A 16,873-nucleotide genomic window follows, 5' to 3' on the forward strand; every position below is an offset into this window, starting at 1 on the left:
GGGGTGGGCGCCGGTCGGGCCGGGCGGGGATCAGCCGTCGGCGACCGCGTGTTGCCCGGATCGGTCCTGCCCGGTCCCGGCCAGCGCAGGCACCCGGGCCCGCAGCCCGCCCGGCACCCGCGCGGCGAACTCCGCCCGCTCGCCCGGCTCCATGCCGGCTGCGAGGGTCTCCAGCACCGCGACCGAGGCCGCACCGGCCTGTTCCAGGTCGTGCACCTCCAGCTGCTGCTGGACCCGGGCCAGGAACACCTCGTCGGTGAAGGGGCGGGGGTCGATCCGGCCCGGCCCGAGCCCGGCACCCGGCCCGTCGACCGGCTCGGCCGCCGGACCGAATTGCCCGGTAGCGGCACGGTGGTCGGGGACCGCCACGTCCGCCGCCTCCGGCTCGGCCGGGTTGCCGCCCCAGCGCTCGCCCGGCCCGACCTGCTCGCCCTTCATCAGGAACGAGTCGGCCGCGAGCGTCGCACCGTCGTCCAGCTCGGTGCTGTGGTGCACGAACGCCCGGACGCCGATGCCCGCGCCGGCCCCGACCTCGGCCGTGCCGGACTCGAAGCGGCCGTCCTCCAGCGAGTGGCACTGGATCACCGAGCCGGCGTTGAGCACCGCGTCGTCGCCGACCGTGACCAGGCTCTTCTCCGGCAGCGACGCGCCGTCGTCGAACACCCGGCGCCCGACCCCCAACCCGGCCAGCCGGTTCCGCCAGACCAGCAGCGGGCTGCCGGCCAGCGCGGGACGGACGAAGAGCTTCCACAGCCGCTCGTGGAACCAGAAGTAGCGGTCGTAGATCGACGCGGTGCGCGGCCGCAGCGGCCGGAACCCCAGGGTGGCCCGCTCCAGCAGCGCCGACCAGACCATCAGCAGGACCGGCCCGAGGAACAGGGCGGGCCCGAGCGCCCAGAGGCCCCAGGTGGGCCACAGCGCGACCGAGAACCCGACCGGGACCAGCGCCAGCGCGGCGCCGAGCGCCTGCAGCAGCATGACCACCGCCAGCGTCACCGCGTTGTAGCGGTTCTTCGCCCGCAGCCGGCGGGCCAGCTCCTCGCCGGTCCGCGGGTGGTTCGGGTGCGGCCCGGCGCCGGTGCGCGGGATCTCCATCGGCGGCGAGCCGAGCAGGCCCACGTCCTCCCGCACCGGGCCGTCGGTCGGGACCAGCACCTTGGTCGCCAGCAGCACGTTGTCCCCGGTGCGCGCGTCCGGCGGGAAGTGCACGTCGTTGCCGACGAAGTTCCGCTCGCCGAGGGCCACCGGACGGACCCGGAACGAGTCGTGCGACAGGTCGGTGTTCATCATCCGCAACCCGTCGGACACCATCGTGCCGGCGCCGACCGCGGACTGGCGGGGCGACTCCTGGCGCAGCTGGGTGCCGAAGTTCGACCCGGTCTGGCGCAGTGCGCCCAGGTCGTAGCCCAGCGCCCGCAGGTAGCCGGTCACGAACGAGCTGTCCCCGAGCAGCAGCACCAGCATCCGGGCGTTCGACACCCCGGTCACGATCTGCTGCGCGACGTGCCGGATGCCGTAGAGCGGGTAGCTCACGTCCGGCCGCACCAGCAGCCCGGCCAGCCGGGGCAGCAGCAGCACGGCGAGCACCCCGACCAGCACGGCCACCAGGTAGAGCGCGACCACGGCGGCCACGCCGACCGCGAAGAACCACCAGTGCGCGCCCAGCTGCGCGGTGGTCAGGCCGATCCAGCCCGCCACCTGCGGCGCGAACCGGGCGAACGCCCAGGTCGCCAGGGCCAGCACCGCGGTGCCGAGCACCCAGCCCGCGCCGACGACGACGCCGCTGTAGACCAGTCGCCGGACCCGGCCGGTGCCCGCGGGGGCCACGGTGCGGAAGTCGGAGTCCGCCGGGCCGGCCGGCGACCCGTGCCAGACCTCGCCGGCCGGGACGGTGCGCCCGGACCGCACGGCCGAGACGTGGCCGAGCTGGGCGCCGTCCGCCAGCCCGGAGCCGATGTCGAGCACGCCCGCCTCGCCGACCACGCAGTCGTCGCCGATCTCGACGGGGCCGAGCTCCAGCGCCCCCGGGACCGCCCGGTAGCCCTGCACCGAGGCCTCCGGATGGACCAGGGAGCGGGCCCCGATCCGGACGAGGTCGGTGGCGACCGGCACCGACCCGGTGAACACGGCGGTGTCCCGGCCGATCCGGGCGCCGAGCAGGCGCAGCCACCACACGTACGGCGGGGTGCCGGCGAACAGCACCATCGGGCTCGTCCGGATCAGCGTGGCGACGATCCAGAACCGGAGGTGGGCGAGCCCCCACAGCGGGATCGTGCGCTCGGTGAACCGCCCGATCAGCGTCCACTTGGCCAGGGCCGGGACCAGCACCACGGCCGCCAGCAGCCCGGCCGACCAGGCGGCCGAGCGCCCGACCAGGGCGCCGGTGTCCGGCGCGGCCGAGATCGACCGGTAGCCGAGCACCAGCAGGGCGGCGGCCAGGAACCCGCCGCCGATCAGGAACAGCACGTGCGCGGCGCCGGTGAGCGCGTGCGCCACCGGGCGCGGGCGCACCGGCTCGGCCTCGGCCGTCGCGGCGGGGGCGGCGTCGCCGAGCACGGCGGCGAGGTCGCGCACGGTCGGGTGCCGGTACACCTCGCTCGCCGAGACCTGCGGCAGGTCGTCGCGGCGTCGCACGGCCGCGGCGAACCCGGCCATCAGCAGCGAGGTCGCGCCCAGGTCGTCGAAGACGTGCGCGGTCACCGAGATCTCCGCGACGTCCGCGCCGAGCGCGGCGGCGAGCTCCTCGGCCAGCCCGCGTTCGACGTCGGTCGCCGGTGCGACGACCGGGCCCGCGGTCGTGATCCGGCTCCCGCTGGGGGCGGGCAGGCTCTTCCGGTCCGCCTTGTCGCTGGTCGTCATCGGGATGCGGTCGAGCCGCTCGAGGTAGGCGGGGACCATGTAGGACGGCAACCGGTCCCGCAGCCGGGCGCGGAGATCAGCCTGGTCCGGTGCCTGCGCGCCCCTGGCGACGCTGTAGTAGCCGACCGGTTCGGGGGTGCCGGGCGTCGCCTCGTGGGTGTCGACGACCGCCATCGCGACCGCCGGATGACCCTGCAGCACGGCCTCGATCTCGCTCAGCTCGATCCGGTACCCGCGGATCTTGACCTGCAGGTCGATCCGCCCCCGGTACTCGATCTCGCCGTCGGCGTTCACCCGGCCCAGGTCGCCGGTGCGGTAGAGCCGCCCCGGCGGGTTGCCCGGCAGGTCCAGGACGTCGTCGACGAAGGCCTCGGCGGTCTTCTCGTCCCGGTTCAGGTACCCCTCGGCCAGGCCGACCCCGGCGATCGCGATCTCCCCGGTCTCGCCGAACGGCAGCGCCCGGCGCGGGTCGTCGGTGTCCAGCACGACGACCGCGTAGGTGGGCAGCGGTTCGCCGATGGTGACCGCGCGGTCCGGGTGCAGTGCGGTCCAGGTCGCGGTGACCGTGGCCTCGGTCGGGCCGTAGACGTTGAGGAACCGCCGGTCGTCCCGGTACCAGCGGCGGACCAGGTCCTGCGGGCAGGCCTCGCCGGAGACCAGCAGGAAGCGCAGGTCGTCGAGGTCGTCGTCGAGCGTCGCGAGCAGGGTCGGCACGCAGCACATCGCGGTGACCCGGTGCCGGGTCAGGAACTCGTGCAGGTCGTCACCGACCAGCGAGACGCCGGCGGGCTTGGGCACGAGCGTGGCCCCGACCAGGAACGACGTCCAGATCTCCTCGACCGAGAAGTCGAAGGCCAGGGTCAGTCCCTGGTACATCCGGTCGTCGGGCCGGACGCCGTACTCCTCGGCGGCGACCCGGACGAAGTTGCAGATCGCCGGGTGCCCGATCACCACGCCCTTGGGCCTGCCGGTGGAGCCCGAGGTGTAGATCAGATACGCCGGATGCCCGCCGTCACGGCGGTCGTCGGTGTCCAGCCGGGCGGCCGGCCGGTTCGCGATCTGCTCGGCGTCGGACCCCGCGCCCGCCGTGCGCAGCACGTCCGGTCCGCGCTCGGCGCACCGCTCCGCAAGGCCGTCCACCTGCTCCAGTGCGGACGTGGTGGTCAGCAGCAGGGCGGCCGAGGAGTCGTCGAGGATGTAGCCGATCCGGTCGGCCGGGAAGGCGACGTCGAGCGGGACGAACGTGGCGCCGGCCTTCAGCACGCCGAGCATGGCGGTGTAGGCCTCGACCGGGTCGTCCAGCAGCAGCCCGACGACGGCGCCGGGGCCGGTCCCGCGGCCGAGCAGGTGCCGGGCCAGCCGGTCCGCGCGACCGTCCAGCTCACGGTAGGTCAGCGTCGTTTCACCGGTGTCCACCGCGACGGCGCCCGGGTGCCGGTCCACGGCCTCCTCGAAGACCTCCGCCAGCTGCTCGCCGGGCCGGGTGCGCGGCCGCTCGATCTCCGTGCCGGGCACCAGCACCCGCTCGTCGAGCGGGCGGCGCGGGGCCGGCGAGGGCTTGGGCCGCGGCACCGGCGAGGGCCGGTAGGGGAGGTCCCGGCGGATCACCTGCGTGGGTGGCTCCGGCTGGCCGTCATCGCCGCCGAGCCCGCCGGGCAGGGTCGACGGGTTGGACACGTCCGACATGGCATGTGATTACCCGTGATGGCCGCGGATGAAAGTGTGGAATCCGGTGGGGTCTCTCACCGTGATTCTGGTGAACCGAATGGCGCCGCGCTGCGTAGCGGGGAACGGTTCAGCCGTGCACCATCAGCGTGTCGATCAGGTCTCGTCCCAGGTCGGAGGCGTCCCCGGGAAACGGGAGATCGTTCTCGTCGAACCAGGCAGAAGGGGCGTCGGGATGCGGGCCGACGATTCCGATCGCCCCGGACCCGAATGGGGTGACCGCCGCGGCGATCATTCCGTCGGGGTAGGTGGCGAGAACCTCCGCGTTCCGCCGGGTCCGGCGCGGCAGCACGATGACGCCGCCGTCCTGGTAGTAGAGCGTCCGTTCCGTTCCGCGCCAGTGCACCGTCACCAGGCCGGGATCGGGGCTGGTGATCGTGGCGCCCGGCTGCGACCAGTACTCGTCCACCCGGCCGTCGAGCAGGTTGAGGAATCCGCGCTCGGCCAGGAAGGCCCCCATGCAGACGCCGAGGTAGCGACCGCCGCCCCGGACGAACCGCCGGATCGGGCCCTTGTCCCGGCGCAGCCGACGGAACGCCGTCTCGTCGTCGCCGGAGGCGCCGGGGTAGGCGAACAGGACGACGTCGGGGTCGGCCAGCGCGTCGCGCAACGGGCGCTCGCCGGCCGGGCCGGCCGTACGGACCTCGAACCCGTGCCGGCTGCCGCGCAGCAGCGCGACGACCGACTCGGTGTCGTCGGTGGTGTCCTCGGCCGACGGCCGGGTCCAGGCGTCGGCGAACACCACGGCCACCGGAGTGCTCATCGGGCCGACCGTACCGATCCGGGCCAGGGCGCGTCGTCGCAGCGGCCGATGTGACCCGGTGCATCGGGGCGTGTCCGGCGGCGTGAAACGGGAACGCCGGGTGCATGAGCACGTCTGCGAGCACCAGGACCGGCCGCGCGGTGCGCTTCGACCGCTACGGCGCGGTGGACGAGCTGTACGTGGCCGACGTCGAGGTGCCCGACCCGGGGCCGGGCCGGGTGCTCGTCGAGGTGCTCTCCGCCGGGATCAACCCGGCGGAGAGCGCGATCCGCCAGGGCGCGTTCGCCGACACCGCGCCCGTGACGTTCCCGTCCGGGCAGGGCAGCGACTGGGCCGGGGTGGTCGTCGCGGCCGGCGCCGGCGTCGAGGGACTCGACCCCGGCGACGACGTCTTCGGCTGGACCGGCGAGCGCGCCTCGCACGCGACGCACGTCGACGTGCCCGCCGAGCAGGTGCTGCCGCGACCGGCAGGTGCCGACCCCCGTGCGGCGGGGGCGCTGTACGTCAGCGGGATGGCCGCGGTCGCGTCGGTGCAGGCGGTCGACCCGCGTCCGGGGGAGACGGTCGTGGTGTCCGGTGCCGCCGGCGGTGTCGGCCTGATCGCGGTGCAGCTGTTGCTCATGCGTGACGTCGAGGTGGTGGGGATCGCCTCGGCGGCCAACCACGCCCGGCTGCGCTCGATGGCCGTGACGCCGGTGGCCTACGGCGATGACACCGCGCAGACCCTGGCGAACGTGCGCGCCGCGGCCCCGGACAAGGTGCACGCCTGGATCGACCTGTACGGCGGCGGCTATGTCGCGATGGCCCGTGAGCTGGGCGTCCCCGCCGACCGGATCAACACGATCGCCGACTTCGACGCGGTCGAGGAGTTCGGGGTGCAGGGTGCGGGCACGACCGCCGCCGCGGGCCGCGAGGACATGGCGGCGCTGGCCGCCCTGGTCGGCGACGGGGCGTTGGAGGTCCCGATCGCCGGCGCGTACCCGCTGGACGCGGTGCGCGAGGCCTTCACCGAGCTGGAACGCCGGCACACCACCGGCAAGATCGTCCTGCTGCCGCAGGAGTGAGGGGACACCGCGTGCGGATCGGGTACAAGCTCTTCGCCGAGGGATTCTCCCCGCAGGACATGGTCGCCCAGGCCGTGCGTGCGGAGCGGGCGGGCTTCGACTTCGTCGAGATCTCCGACCACTTCCACCCGTGGCTCGAGAGTCACGGTCACTCCGGGTTCGCCTGGTCGATCCTGGGCGCGATCGCGACCCGCACCGAGCGGATCGAGCTCGCCACCGGCGTCACCTGCCCGACGATCCGGTACCACCCGGCGATCATCGCCCAGGCGGCGGCGACGACCGCGCTGCTCTCGGGCGGCCGGTTCACCCTCGGTGTCGGCTCCGGGGAGCGGCTGTCCGAGCACGTCACGGGCGCCGGGTGGCCGGTCGTCGGGGTGCGGCACGAGATGCTCCGGGAGGCACTGGAGATCATCCGGCTGCTCTGGTCCGGCGGCTACCGCAGTTACCGCGGCCGGCACCTCTCGATCGACGACGCGCAGGTGTTCGACCTGCCGGACACGCTGCCGGGGATCGCCGTGGCCGCGGGCGGGCCGCGGGCCGCGCGGATCGCGGCCGAGCTGGGCGACGCCCTGTTCGTCACCGAGCCGCGCACCGACCTGGTGGAGGCCTACGCCGGCGCCGGGGGCATCGGCGCCCGCTGGGCCGAGGTCCCGCTGGCCTGGGCGCCGACCGAGGACGAGGCCGTGGCCTCGGCGTACGAGCGCTTCCGCTTCGGCCCGACCGGCTGGAAGGTCCAGTCCGAGCTGCCGGACGTGCGGAACTTCGAGGCCGCGACGGCGTTCGTCCGCCCCGAGGACATCCGCGACGCCTTCGGTGCCGGCCCGGACGTCGCACGGCACCTGGAAGTGGCGCAGCGGTTCGTCGACGCCGGGTACGACCGGTTGGCGCTGATCAACGCCGGTCCGGACGTCGAGGGCTTCTTCCGCTTCTACGAGACCGAGCTCGCCGACCGCGTCCGCGCGCTCCGTCCGGCGGGGTGATCCCCGCCGAGATGCAGCCCGGGGCCGTCCGGAGATCGACATCTCGCCCTGGCCCGCGTCTCGGCGGGGAACGGCGGCGTCAGTCCTCGAGGGTGGCGGGGTCGATCGTCTTCTGCTGCACGCCGAGCCGGCGGTTCAGCAGGACCGTGATCCCGTAGAGCACCAGCCCGAGGACGATCAGCAGCCCGGCCAGCTCGTACTGGATCGTGTCCCGGCCGGAGAACGGCAACACCAGGTAGAGGCTGGTGACCGCGCCCACGACCGGCAGCCCGGGCGGGGCGCGGAAGTGGTCGGCTGCCACCCGGTCGCGGCGCAGTACCAGCACCGCGACGTTGACGACGGTGAACACCGCCAGCAGCAGCAACGAGGTGGTGCCGCCGAGTGCGGAGACGACGTCGGACTCCGAGTCCAGCGACACGTAGCTGATCAGCGCGAACGAGACCAGGGTGGTGAAGACGATCGACACCCAGGGCGTGCGACGGCCCGGGTGCACCCGGCCCAGCGGCTTGGGTAGCACCGCCTGCCTGGCCATCCCGTAGAGCAGCCGGGACGCCATCAGCATGTTGATCAGTGCCGTGTTCGCGACCGCGAACATCGAGATGAAGGGCAGCACCGTGTCCGCCGGGGCGCCCGGCGCGCCGGCCCGGACCACCTCGACCAGCGGGGTGTCGCTGGCCGCCAGCGGCCCGACCGGTACCAGCGCGACGGACACGATCGCCACCAGCACGTAGACGATCCCGGTGATCGTCAACCCGGTGAGCATGATCTTCGGGAAGGTCCGCCGCGGGTCGTGCGTCTCCTCGGCCATGTTCACCGAGTCCTCGAAGCCGACCATCGCGAAGAACGCCAGCGAGGTCGCCGAGGTGACGGCCAGGAACACCCCCTTGTCCTCGGGGGTGTCGAAGGCGACCACCCGGGACCAGTCGGCGTCACCACCGGCGATCGCGTACACCCCGACCAGGATCACCAGCAGCAGCCCGGAGAGCTCGACCAGCGTGAGCACCACGTTGACCTTCAGGCTATCCCCGACGCCGCGGAAGTTCACCAGCGCGACCAGCGCCATGAAGCCCAGCGCGATCAGCAGGATGCCGCCGTCGCCCAGCTGGAGGCCGAAGCCCTCGTCCAGGTTCGACGCGAACGCCTGGGACGCCGTCGAGGCCGAGGTGATCCCGGAGCACATCACCACGAACGTGACCATGAACGTGAGGAAGTGGATCCCGAACGCCTTGTGCGTGTAGAGCGCCGCCCCGGCCGCGGCCGGGTACTTGGTCACCAGCTCCAGGTAGGAGAACGCGGTGACCATCGCGACCGCGAACGCGATCAGGAACGGCAGCCACGCGGCGCCACCGACCTCCTCGGCGACCTGGCCGACCAGGGCGTAGATCCCGGTTCCCAGGATGTCGCCGATGATGAACAGCAGCAGCAGCTTCGGCCCGAGAACCCGCTTCAGCGCGGGCCGGTCCTCGTTCGTGCCGGTGGCCTCGGCCATCCGTACTCCCCCCTCCGTGACGGCTCGGGTACCCGCCGCGTCCGGACAGCCTGGTGGGCCCGGATCGCACTGTCGAGTCGGGACGATTTCATCCCGTTCGACGATGCGTCACCGAGGTCACCGGCCGTTCACTGGCCGCCCACCACAACGACGGAGGAGGCGCTCATGCGTACCGCCTATCGCGTGATCGCATACCTGATCGCCCTCGGGGTCCTGGTCCAGGCCGCATCGATCGCCTACGCGCTGTTCGGGCTCAGCGCCTGGGTCGAGACCGGTGGGGTGCTCGACAAGGCCGCCATGGAGAGCGAGACGACCGACTTCAGCGGAGTCGGCGGCTTCCCCCTGCACGGGATCAACGGCCAGCTCGTGATCCCGCTGTTCGTGCTGGTGTTGCTGGTCGTCGCGTTCTTCGCGCAGGTCCGCGGCGGGCTGAAGTGGGCCGGGATCATCGTCGGGCTGGTCGTCCTGCAGGTGTTGCTGGGCATGCTCGGGCGCAGCCTGGTCGGGCTCGGCGCGCTGCACGGGCTGAACGCGCTCGCGCTGTTCGTCGTGGCCGTCGTCGCGGCCCGGGTCCCCGGTGTGGAGCGTCCCGGCTCCGGCCGGCCGTCCCGGCTGGCCGAACCCGCCGCCTGACCCGGCACCCGCAACCCCTCCGACCGCGACCCGGGGGCCGTCATCAGCACCGAGCCGTCGCCGCCCCGCACCGGTGCCTCCGTGCCGTCGTCGCGTGGGCCGGCCGATCCCGTCGACCGGATCGGCGTGACCGTGCCGAGCGTCGGCCCGGTGACGGCGGTCGTCCCGGGCGGTCCGGTCTCGCCGGTCGTCCCGGCCTCGTGGCCCGGACGACGTCGGCGGCGGACCGCGCTGGCCCTGCTCGCGACCGTGGCGGTGCTGGCGCCGGTGGCGTGGCTGTGGTGGGGCAGCCTGATGCCCGCGACGTACTCGGTCGCCGACATGGGCGTCGCCGACGGCGGTGGGGGACCGGCCGTCGGGCACGCCGACCACGCGGGCGTCCCCGACGTGCCGGACAGCCGCGGGGTGGACACGCTGCGCGAGACCTCCACCGCGCCGACCGCCGTCGCGCTCACGTTCACCGCCCGCCGCGAGGCCGTGGTGCTGCCGTCCGGGCAGCGGGTCGACGGGTACACGCTCAACGGGACCACGCCCGGACCGGAGATCCGGGTCCGCCAGGGCGAGATGCTGACGGTCCGGCTGGTCAACGAGAACGTCCCGGACGGGGTCACCCTGCACTGGCACGGCGTCGACGTCCCGAACGGCGACGACGGCACGGCCGGTGTGACCCAGGACGCCGTGCCCCCCGGCGGGGATTTCCGCTACCGGTTCGTCGCCCGCGACGCCGGGACGTACTGGTACCACTCGCACCAGGTCGCCGACGAGCAGATGCAGCGCGGCCTGTACGGCGCGCTGGTGGTGCTGCCGCCCGCCCCATCGGCGGTGGCCGCCGACGTCGTCGCCGCGACCCACCTCTACGACGGCCGCCGCCTGGTCAACGGGGTGGGGCCGACGGTGGTGGTGCCCGCTCCGCCGGGGTCCCGGGCCCGCGTCCGGGTGATCAACACCGACAACGCCCCGACGGCGGCGTGGGTGACCGGAGCGGCGTACCGGCTGGTCGCGATCGACGGTACGGACACCCTCGGCGCCGGCCTGGTGACGGGGGAGTCGGTGCTGGTCACCGCGGGCGGGCGGGCCGACCTGGAGGTCGCGCTGCCCGCGGACGGGTCCGGCGCCCGGGTGGAGATCGGCGGCAGCTCGGCGGTCGTGCTCGGTGGATCGGTCGCGCCGCCGTCGCCACGGCCGCCCGGGACTCTCGACCCGCTGGGCTACGGCACCCCGGCACCGCTCGGCTTCGACCCGGCGGCCGCGGACCGGACGTTCGCCTACGACGTCGGACGCCGGCCCGGGTTCGTCGACGGGGTGCCCGGTCTGTGGTGGACGGTGAACGGCCGGATGTGGCCGGACGTCCCGATGTACGTGGTCTCCGAGGGCGACGTCGTCCGGATGCGGATCACCAACTCCAGCGGCGAGGTGCACCCGATGCACCTGCACGGTCACCACGCCGTCGTGCTGTCCCGCAACGGTGTCCCGGCGACCGGCAGCCCGTGGTGGACGGATTCGCTGGACGTCGCGGACGGTGAGAGCTACGAGATCGCGTTCCTGGCCGACAACCCGGGGATCTGGATGGACCACTGCCACAACCTGACCCATCCGTCGGAGGGCCTGGTTGCGCACCTGATGTACGACGGTGTGCACACGCCGTTCCGGGTCGGTGGTGCGGCCGCCAACGACCCGGAGTAGGCCCGCGCTACCGGGCGTGCCGGCGGCGGACCGTCTCCTGCGGGGTGCCCGGGTAGGGCGTGTACCCGGCCGGTGTGTCCCGGGCCGGGTGGCCGTCGCCGGAACCCCGATCGGTCCCCTGCGGGGCAGGCCGCCGCGTGCCGGGGGCGGACGGGACCGACGCCGGGTCGGGCACCCGGTGTCCGTTCACCGTCGTCGGCACGTCGTCGCGCACCGCCTCCCGCTCGGCCTGTGCCCGCAGCAGATCGCGGATCTCGGTGAGCAGTTCGGTGTCGGTCGGGTCGGCGTCCTCCTCCTGCCCCTTCTTGCGGCGCTCCTGCAGCCACTTCATCGGGAAGACGACGAGGAAGTAGATGACCGCGGCGGTGATGAGGAAGGTGAGGATCGCATTGAGGAAGCTCGCGTAGTCGAGCTGGACCTCGTCGGTCAGCGGGATGGTGCCGGGCGGGATCGCGTTCTCGCCGCCGCCGGAGAACAGGCGCAGCAGCGGCTCGAGGAACGACTTGGTGAACGACGTGACGACGGCGGTGAACGCCGCACCGATCACGACGGCGACCGCCAGGTCGATGACGTTCCCGCGCAGCAGGAATTCCTTGAAGCCCTTCAGCACGCCGGGCGCTCCTCGAGAAGATCGTTCGGGCAGGGTGTTCGGGCGGGGTACCGTAACCCGCTCGTGATCCTCTCGCGGCCCGTGACCGCGTCGTGGGCGCCCGTCCTCGGCAGGCGGGATGCGCCGTTCGGCAAGCGGAACCCCGCCGCGGGCGGTCAGCCGGTTCCGTCGGCCAAGCCGTTCCCGTCGGTCAGCCGGTGCGATCGCTCAGCCGGTGCGGTCGGTCAGTTCGTCCCGTCGATCAGCCGGTCCAGGAAGTCGCCGGCCTCGCGGGCGGCCCGGTCGACGTCGCGGTCGGCGATCGCGTCGACGAGCCCGCCGTGCGAGACGTCCTCGTCGGTGCCCACGGTGTCCGGCATGGTGGTCGCGACGCTCCCGGCGACCGCCTCGACCACGCCCCGGTACAGCTCGGCGAGCAGGCCGTTGCCCGCGCACCGCACGACGGTGGTGTGGAGGTCGGTGTCGGCGCGGGCTGCGCGGGCGACGGCCTCGGGGCCGGGCCGCTCCCCGACGCGTGCGGCCCGTCCGACGGCGTCGACCGCTCGGTCCCGTTCGGCCAGTGCCGCGCGCAGCAGGGCGACGTCGTCGTCGGACCGGCGGACGGCGGCCAGCCGGGCGGCCTCGACCTCCAGCGTCCGGCGCACCTCCAGGACCTCGCGCAGCTCCGGCCCGCACAGCGTGCGCAGCGCCCCGGACAGCTCGCTGGTGGCGCGGACGTAGGTGCCGTCGCCCTGGCGGACCTCCAGCAGCCCACCGTGTGCGAGCGCCCGGACGGCCTCGCGCACGGTGTTGCGCCCGACGTCGAGCCGCGCGGTGAGCTCGGCCTCCGGCGGGATGCGGTGGCCGACCGGCCACTCGCCGGACGAGATGGCGTCTCGCAGCTGCGCGATCACCTGGTCGACCAGGCTGCCGCGACGTGTTGTGACCAGAGGCACCGGGTCATCCTCCCATTCAAACATCCTACGTCTGTAACAATATCGTTTCGTGAGTATTGCTGAGCAGGAGGCCCACACGGAGGGGACCATCGCCACCGGAACCACCGAGCGCGTCGACCGTTCCCGCCATGCCGCCCTGCTCGGCACCCCGCTGCTGGTCGTCGGGGTGGCGCTGGCCGCGTCCAACCTGCGCCCGGCCGTCACCAGCATGGCCTCGGTGCTCGGCGAGGTCCGCGACGACCTCGGCGCCTCGCCGGCATGGGCCAGCATCCTCACCGCCGTCCCCACGATCTGCTTCGGCCTGGCCGCGGTCGCGGCGCCCTGGCTCGGCCGACGCCTCGGCACGGCCCGTGCGATCGGGCTCGCCCTGACGGTGCTCACCGCCGGGCTGATCCTGCGGATCGTGGACGGCCCGTGGGTCGTGCTGGGCGGGACCTTCGTCGCCGCCGCCGGCATCGCGATCGGCAACGTGCTCATCCCGGCCGTGGTCAAGGAGTCCTTCCCGCACGCCGTCGGCCGGGTGACCGGCATCTACACCGCCGCGCTGGCCGCAGGCGGCGGCATCGGTGCCGCCCTGACCCCGCCGCTGGAGTCGTTGCTCGGCGGCTGGCGCGGCGCCGTCGGCGCCTGGGCCGCGCTGTCGCTTGCCGCCCTGGTGATCTGGTCGTTCGGCGCGCGGCACGGCTCCGTCGACCAGGTCCGCCCGGCCACCACCGAGCGTCGCCGCTCGGTGCTGCGCAGCCCGCTGGCCTGGGTGGTCACCGCGTTCTTCGGCCTGCAGGCCTGCGTCGCCTACGTCGCGATGGGCTGGCTGTCCGAGCTGTTCGTCTCCGAGGGCATCGCCCGTACCGACGCCGGCCTGATGCTCGCCGCGGTCAACCTGATCGGGATCCCGCTGAGCTTCCTGATCCCGCCGATCGCGCTGAACCGGACGTCGCAGTCCGGCTGGATCGCCGGGCTGGCCTGCTGCTCGCTGGCCGCCGTGATCGGCCTCGCGGTCGCGCCCGCCGCCGCGCCGTGGCTGTGGACGGTGCTGCTCGGGGTCGGCATGGCGGTGTTCCCGCTGGGGCTGGGCGTGATCGCGCTGCGTACCCGGGAGGTCGCCGAGACGACCGACCTGTCGGCGATGGCGCAGGGCATCGGGTACCTGGTCGGCGCGGGCGGGCCGTTCCTGTTCGGGATGCTGCACGCCGCCACCGGGACGTGGACGGCGTCGCTGACGCTGCTCGGTGCCGTGATCGTCGCCGAGATGCTGCTGGGCTGGGTCGCCGGGCGCCCGCGCTTCATCTGAGCCACGCCCCGGGACGCCACCACCCCCGGATGCCCCGAGGGGCACCCTGGTCTCTGCCGGGCCCGAGGGTGCCCCCGGGAGCGCTCCGAGCGGCCGCCGGCGGCGCCGACCGGTGGTGTGGCCTGGGCGGGGAGTCGTGGGGTGCGGTGTACCGTCGGCGGCGCCCCGCGCCGGTGGGCGGCGACCGCACCGCCCGGCCCGCGACCAGGGGTTTCCACCCCATCCGTCAGGGAGTTCTCGTGACCGACACCGCCCGCCCCCCGGTCGGGGACACGGCGCGGCTGGTCGACCAGACCGGCCCGTACTTCGGCCGCTTCGGCGGCCGCTACGTCCCCGAGGCGCTGGTCGCGGCGCTCGACGAGCTGGAGCAGGCCTACCACGCGGCGCTGACCGACGAGGCGTTCCAGGCCGAGCTCGCCGAGCTGCACCGCACCTACTCCGGGCGCCCGAGCCTGCTCACCGAGGCCCCCCGGTTCGCCGAGCAGGCCGGTGGCGCGCGGATCCTGCTCAAGCGCGAGGACCTCAACCACACCGGCTCGCACAAGATCAACAATGTGCTGGGTCAGGCCCTGCTCACCAGGCGGATGGGCAAGACCCGGGTCATCGCCGAGACCGGGGCCGGCCAGCACGGCGTCGCCTCGGCCACCGCGGCCGCACTGATGGGCCTCGAGTGCGTCGTCTACATGGGTCAGGTCGACACCGAGCGGCAGGCGCTGAACGTCGCTCGGATGCGGCTGCTCGGCGCCGAGGTCCGCCCGGTCGCCTCCGGCTCGCGGACCCTCAAGGACGCGATGAACGAGGCCATGCGCGACTGGGTCACCAACGTGGCCGACACGCACTACCTGATCGGCTCGGTCGCCGGGCCGCACCCGTTCCCGGCCATGGTCCGCGACTTCCAGCGGATCATCGGCGTCGAGGCGCGGCAGCAGGTGCTCGACCTCGCCGGGCGGCTGCCCGACCTGGTCGGCGCCTGCGTCGGCGGCGGCTCGAACGCGATGGGCATCTTCCACGCCTTCCTCGACGACACCGGCGTCGAGCTGGTCGGCTTCGAGGCCGGCGGCGAGGGGGTGACCACGCCGCGGCACGCGTCGTCGATCGGTGGCGGTGAGGTCGGTGTGCTGCATGGCTCGCGCAGCTTCATCCTGCAGGACGAGGACGGCCAGACCCGGGAGAGCCACTCCATCTCGGCCGGGCTGGACTACCCGGGCGTCGGGCCGGAGCACTCCTGGCTGCACGAGATCCACCGCGCCCGCTACGAGTCGGTGACCGACGACGAGGCGATGCAGGCCTTCCGGTTGCTCTGCCGGGCCGAGGGCATCATCCCGGCCATCGAGAGCGCGCACGCGCTGGCCGGCGCGCTGCGCGAGGGCCGGCGGCTCGGCCCCGACAGGCTGCTGCTGGTCAACCTGTCCGGGCGCGGCGACAAGGACGTGGACACCGCCGCCCGCCACTTCGACCTGCTCGACGAGCAGGGTCAGGCCCACACCGACGGGGAGGTCCGGTGAGTACGGGTACCAGTGTCGCCGAGCGGATCGCTGCGGTCCGCCGGGAGGGCCGCGCGGCCCTGATCGGCTACCTGCCGGTCGGCTTCCCGAGCGTCGAGGGATCGGTCGAGGCGATGCGGGCGATGGTCGCCGGCGGCGTGGACGTCGTCGAGGTCGGCCTGCCGTACTCGGACCCGCTGATGGACGGCCCGGTCATCCAGCGGGCCACCCAGCAGGCGCTGGACGGGGGCGCCCGCTCCCGGGACGCGTTCACCGCGGTCCGCGGCGTGGTCGAGGCCGGGGCGCCGGCCGTCGTGATGACCTACTGGAACCTGATCGACCGCTACGGCGTCGAGCGGTTCGCCGCCGACCTCGCCGCGGCCGGTGGTTCCGGTCTGATCACCCCGGACCTCCTCCCTGACGACGCCGAGGACTGGCTGGCCGCGTCCGCGAAGCACGACCTGGACCGGATCTTCCTGGTCGCCCAGACCAGCACGCCGAAGCGGCTGCGGATGACCGTCGAGGCCGGTCGGGGGTTCCTCTACGCCGCCTCGTTGATGGGCGTGACCGGGGTCCGTTCGGTCGGCGCCGAGGCCCGCGAGCTGGTCGGCCGGTGCCGTGAGGTCTCCGGGGACCTGCCGGTGTGCGTCGGGCTGGGCGTGCGGACCGCCGAGCAGGCCGCGGACGTCGCCTCCTACGCCGACGGCGTCATCGTCGGGACGGCGTTCGTGCAGGCGCTGGAGTCCGGTGGGCCGGACGCGGTGCATGCTCTGGCCGGGGAGCTCGCCGAGGGCGTCCGCGCGGGGACACCGGCTCCCGCCTGAGCCGTTCCAGGCCGGCCAGCCCTCCGATCATGTGCTGCTGTCGCCGGCCGAGCGGGCCCGCGCGACCGCTCGCGGTCCCGCACGGGTCCGGGTCGCTCCGGACACCGGCCGCACCGGTAGCCGGAGGGCCACGCCCGGACGGTGAGCGACGCGGCGGCCGGTGAACGGTCGGCGCCTGAGAGTCACCGACGGCGTCCGGAGGGCAGCCGATACTCCAGGCGGCGGTATCGCGTCCCGCTCATCTCGATGCCGGCCCCGGACGGCGGCAGGGGCTCTCAGGAACACAACCGGAGTCCGGGCCGGTTCCTATCGTCGTCGGCGTCGGATCGCGACCCGCTCCCCCGTTCGAGGTCGCATCCGGCGGCCGGGCCACCCACCCGGCCCGCTCCCCGAACACCGGAAGTGACCCGATGACCCACGTCCGACCCGCGCTGCCCGGACGCGCCCCCGGCGTCCGGGCAGCGCGCCCGGCGGCGCCGTCCGCCGGTGCGGCGTCCCGCCACGTTACCGACCTCGCCGGGCCGCGGCCCGGC

11 protein-coding genes and 1 pseudogene are annotated in these 16,873 nt (G+C 74.0%); 7 read left to right on the forward strand and 5 right to left on the reverse strand.

Features of this window, described 5'->3' with window-relative positions; all coding sequences use genetic code 11:
* Positions 1-30 precede the first annotated feature (30 nt).
* Both ACLFMI_RS04440 and ACLFMI_RS04445 read right to left on the reverse strand, forming a co-directional pair.
* Entirely contained in the window at positions 31-4,536 is a 4,506-nt protein-coding gene (locus tag ACLFMI_RS04440; RefSeq protein ID WP_410946434.1) for a Pls/PosA family non-ribosomal peptide synthetase, read from the reverse strand.
* 118 nt (positions 4,537-4,654) lie between these two features.
* Complete coding sequence (locus ACLFMI_RS04445) at positions 4,655-5,347, reverse strand: hypothetical protein (RefSeq protein ID WP_410946435.1); 693 nt, start codon at positions 5,345-5,347, stop codon at positions 4,655-4,657.
* Positions 5,348-5,451: 104 nt separating this feature from the next.
* On the opposite strand from ACLFMI_RS04445, the gene ACLFMI_RS04450 reads away from it, so the two are divergent.
* Positions 5,452-6,411, forward strand: coding sequence for an NADP-dependent oxidoreductase (locus tag ACLFMI_RS04450; RefSeq protein WP_410946436.1), 960 nt, complete (start codon positions 5,452-5,454; stop codon positions 6,409-6,411).
* A gap of 11 nt (positions 6,412-6,422) precedes the next feature.
* The gene (locus ACLFMI_RS04455; RefSeq protein ID WP_410946437.1) at positions 6,423-7,391 is read left to right on the forward strand and encodes a TIGR03557 family F420-dependent LLM class oxidoreductase; all 969 of its coding nucleotides are present in this window, start codon (positions 6,423-6,425) and stop codon (positions 7,389-7,391) included.
* Positions 7,392-7,470: 79 nt separating this feature from the next.
* Here the strand turns inward: ACLFMI_RS04455 and ACLFMI_RS04460 are convergent, their stop codons facing one another.
* On the reverse strand, positions 7,471-8,880 hold the full coding sequence (locus tag ACLFMI_RS04460) for an APC family permease (RefSeq protein WP_410946438.1): 1,410 nt from the start codon (positions 8,878-8,880) through the stop codon (positions 7,471-7,473).
* Positions 8,881-9,045: 165 nt separating this feature from the next.
* Here ACLFMI_RS04460 and ACLFMI_RS04465 point away from each other — a divergent pair, with 165 nt between their 5' ends.
* Together ACLFMI_RS04465 and ACLFMI_RS04470 are read left to right on the forward strand one after the other, a co-directional pair.
* Complete coding sequence (locus ACLFMI_RS04465) at positions 9,046-9,513, forward strand: hypothetical protein (protein WP_410946439.1); 468 nt, start codon at positions 9,046-9,048, stop codon at positions 9,511-9,513.
* Between the two features lie 126 nt (positions 9,514-9,639).
* On the forward strand, positions 9,640-11,196 hold the full coding sequence (locus ACLFMI_RS04470) for a multicopper oxidase family protein (RefSeq protein WP_410946440.1): 1,557 nt from the start codon (positions 9,640-9,642) through the stop codon (positions 11,194-11,196).
* A gap of 226 nt (positions 11,197-11,422) precedes the next feature.
* Here the strand turns inward: ACLFMI_RS04470 and mscL are convergent.
* Both mscL and ACLFMI_RS04480 read right to left on the reverse strand, forming a co-directional pair.
* Positions 11,423-11,806 (reverse strand): annotated as a pseudogene (gene mscL, locus ACLFMI_RS04475) (large-conductance mechanosensitive channel protein MscL); the annotation flags it as partial.
* A gap of 224 nt (positions 11,807-12,030) precedes the next feature.
* On the reverse strand, positions 12,031-12,741 hold the full coding sequence (locus tag ACLFMI_RS04480; protein ID WP_410946441.1) for a FadR/GntR family transcriptional regulator: 711 nt from the start codon (positions 12,739-12,741) through the stop codon (positions 12,031-12,033).
* Between the two features lie 49 nt (positions 12,742-12,790).
* On the opposite strand from ACLFMI_RS04480, the gene ACLFMI_RS04485 reads away from it, so the two are divergent.
* The 3 genes from ACLFMI_RS04485 to trpA all read left to right on the forward strand — a co-directional run bounded on the left by ACLFMI_RS04485 (position 12,791) and on the right by trpA (position 16,340).
* Complete coding sequence (locus ACLFMI_RS04485) at positions 12,791-14,032, forward strand: CynX/NimT family MFS transporter (protein ID WP_458788575.1); 1,242 nt, start codon at positions 12,791-12,793, stop codon at positions 14,030-14,032.
* Between the two features lie 239 nt (positions 14,033-14,271).
* Positions 14,272-15,537 carry a tryptophan synthase subunit beta gene (gene trpB, locus ACLFMI_RS04490; protein ID WP_410946442.1) on the forward strand — a complete coding sequence of 422 codons (1,266 nt, stop codon included), beginning with the start codon at positions 14,272-14,274 and terminating at the stop codon, positions 15,535-15,537.
* Positions 15,534-16,340, forward strand: a complete 807-nt coding sequence (gene trpA, locus ACLFMI_RS04495) for a tryptophan synthase subunit alpha (protein ID WP_410946443.1) — start codon at positions 15,534-15,536, stop codon at positions 16,338-16,340. The genes trpB and trpA overlap by 4 nt, the downstream gene beginning before the upstream one ends.
* The last annotated feature ends 533 nt before the right edge of the window (positions 16,341-16,873 follow it).

Source organism: Pseudonocardia nantongensis (assembly GCF_046546495.1).
GTDB classification, from domain to species: Bacteria; Actinomycetota; Actinomycetes; order Mycobacteriales; family Pseudonocardiaceae; genus Pseudonocardia; species Pseudonocardia nantongensis.

Excerpts from the sequence above, each read along its gene's own strand:
- ACLFMI_RS04445 (WP_410946435.1), bottom strand. The coding sequence starts at position 5,347 with ATGAGCACTCCGGTGGCCGTGGTGTTCGCCGACGCCTGGACCCGGCCG.
- ACLFMI_RS04450 (WP_410946436.1), top strand. The coding sequence starts at position 5,452 with ATGAGCACGTCTGCGAGCACCAGGACCGGCCGCGCGGTGCGCTTCGAC.
- ACLFMI_RS04460 (WP_410946438.1), bottom strand. The coding sequence starts at position 8,880 with ATGGCCGAGGCCACCGGCACGAACGAGGACCGGCCCGCGCTGAAGCGG.
- ACLFMI_RS04465 (WP_410946439.1), top strand. The coding sequence starts at position 9,046 with ATGCGTACCGCCTATCGCGTGATCGCATACCTGATCGCCCTCGGGGTC.